The following is a 1,222-nucleotide window of genomic DNA, read 5'->3' as shown; positions in this document are numbered from 1 at the left end:
GGCGGGTCTGACCCAGGAGGAGCTCGCCGCAGCCGCCGGTGTCAGCCTGCGCGCCCTCGGCGACATGGAGCGCGGCCGCACCCGCGGGCCGCAGCGCCGCACCGTCCGGGCGCTGGCCGCCGCCCTGCACCTCGCGGACGACCGGGCCCGGGCGCTGGACCGGGCCGCCCAGTCCGGGCGTCCGCGCAGCGTGCGGCCCGAACCCACCCCGGCCGAGGACCGCAGCCCGGCGCTCCCGGCGCCCGCCGTCGGCGTGGGGCAGAGCTCCCTCGCCCTGCCCCGCGACATCGCCGACTTCACGGCCCGCGAGGACGTCCTCGCCGAACTCGTCGCCCTCGCCTCGGAGGAGCTGCCCGCGCACCCCCGCGTGGTGCTCGTCAACGGCCAGCCCGGGCTCGGCAAGACGGCCTTCGCCCTGCACGCCGCCCACCTCCTCGCCGGGCGCTTCCCCGGCGGCCAGCTCTCGCTCAACCTCGGCGGCATGTCCGCGCAGCCCCTGTCCGCGCACGACGCCCTCGGCCAGGTGCTGCGCGCCCTCGGGGTCCGGGACGCGGCCGTGCCGGTCGGGGCGGAGGAACGGGCGGGGCTCTACCGGGCTCTGGTGCGCGAGCGGCGGCTGCTCCTAGTGCTGGACGACGCCGCCGACGAAGGCCAGGTACGGCCGCTGCTGCCGGGCTCCGGGCCCACGGTGACCATCGTGACCAGCCGTAACCTGCTGCCGGGGCTGGAGTCGGTGCGTCGGCTGAGCCTGGACGTGCTCACCGCGGCCGAGGCGGCCGACCTGCTCGCCCGGATCGCGGGCCGCGAGCGGATCGGGGCCGCACCGGACGCGACCGCAGAGCTGGCCCGGCTGTGCGGCTACCTGCCGCTGGCCCTGCGGATCGCCGGGCAGCGACTGGTCGCCCGGCCGCAGCAGACCGTCGCCCACCTGGTGCGCCAACTGGCCGCGGAGGAGAACCGCCTGGACCTGCTGCAGACCGGCGACCTGGCGATCCGCCCCGCTTTCGAACTGTCCTACCGGCGACTGCCCGCCGAGTCCCGGCTGGTGCTCCGGCGGTGCGCCCTGACGGCGGGACCGGACTTCACGGCAGCCGTCGCCGCCGCCCACACCGGCCTCTCGGAAGGCCGCACCGAGCTGTTCCTGGAGCAACTGGCCGACGCGGGCCTGGTCCAGGCGCTCGGCGCGGACCGTTACCGGCTGCACGACCTGATACGGCTCTGC

The 1,222-nt window shown here is 77.3% G+C and carries 1 protein-coding gene; it reads left to right on the top strand.

Going from position 1 to position 1,222, the window contains the following annotated elements; genetic code table 11:
* Positions 1-1,222: XRE family transcriptional regulator (locus AA75_RS19545; protein WP_158515533.1), on the top strand; the 1,222-nt coding region annotated here is incomplete at both ends.

The organism is Kitasatospora sp. MBT63, assembly GCF_000710465.2.
Lineage (GTDB): Bacteria > Actinomycetota > Actinomycetes > Streptomycetales > Streptomycetaceae > Kitasatospora.
Note: the sequence above shows the minus strand (reverse complement) of the source record. Positions and strands in the feature narration are given on the sequence as shown.